Below are 1,076 nucleotides of genomic sequence, written 5' to 3'. Positions count from 1 at the left end.
GCTTTGCTTCTGGTTATCCAGCGCTTCCTGGCGGTATTTCAGGAACGGTTTGGCGGCGGCATCTTTCTGGAAACGCCCGTAGCTTTCGAACACGGTATAAGGCGTTTTACTGCCGAAATCGCGGAAGCCTTCGCTGCTGTGCATATGGGAGAGGTGATAGCGCGGGCTGTCCGGGTTGTAGTCTTTATGCAGGCTGCGTTGCGGACTCATGCCGATGCCCAGACGGACCTGATAAATGGTATCCAGCCCGTGGGCGGTGTCCGGTTGCGGGTTGTACTGCAACGGCAGGCCGGCGGTCATGCCCAGATGGCTGTCACTGAAAAACAGCGTTTCATCCTCAAACCAGAAACTGATGCCCTCTTCGGCCGCCAAGCGGCTGAAAAAGGCGTAGTCAGATTCGCGTTTCTGGGTCACGTATTCCCGATCCTGATGCGGGTCGTAGAGCTTCGAATCTGCCCGTATCCGGTGTTTTTTCAACAACTCATTTAACAGGTCTGGGGCCTTTTTCTGATGGTAAATCCGGCTGTCCTGATTGAGGGTCAGGCGCCAGAGGTAAGGCCGGACGGTAAAGGCGTACAGGGTCTGGTTGCCATCGGTGCCGGTCCAGTCGGCATGGGAGATAATGCCGGTGATTTTGCGCTGCTCTTTTTCCCCGTCGAAGATGTGCAGTACCGCTTCCTGCATCAGCAGTGAGGCCAAATCTATATCGGGCGGCTTTTTAAACCGGTTATGCGGGCAGACCAGCGTCAGGCTGAGGGTAAACAGCTCAGACAGCCCTTCCTGAAGGGAAAACTCCCCCACGCTGAACGGGGTGTCAGGCAGGCCGGCGACTCGGAAAACAAAACGTAACCCGCTTTGGGCGGGGGGCAGCATAGTCATTGTGGTTGCTCCTTGTTGTGATGGTGTGATGGCTTACATTTCCCTGCGTAATCCGTCGACATGCCAAAAGTCCCATAAGGCAGTGTTTTTGTTCGGGATATAGACATCCAGCTTGACGAACGAGGACTGGCTGACAAAACAGGCCATGGCGTAGTTGATCAAGCGGCAGAAATGGTACATTTCCCCCGGATTACGGT

The 1,076-nt window shown here is 55.0% G+C and carries 1 protein-coding gene; it reads right to left on the bottom strand.

Going from position 1 to position 1,076, the window contains the following annotated elements:
• Window positions 1–879 (bottom strand): type VI secretion system Vgr family protein (locus tag Xbed_RS18755; protein ID WP_139837554.1); only part of this gene is annotated, 879 nt, incomplete at its 3' end.
• Between the last annotated feature and the right edge of the window lie 197 nt (window positions 880–1,076).

Origin of the sequence: Xenorhabdus beddingii, from assembly GCF_002127545.1 — a bacterium.
Lineage (GTDB): Bacteria > Pseudomonadota > Gammaproteobacteria > Enterobacterales > Enterobacteriaceae > Xenorhabdus > Xenorhabdus beddingii.
Note: the sequence above shows the minus strand (reverse complement) of the source record. Positions and strands in the feature narration are given on the sequence as shown.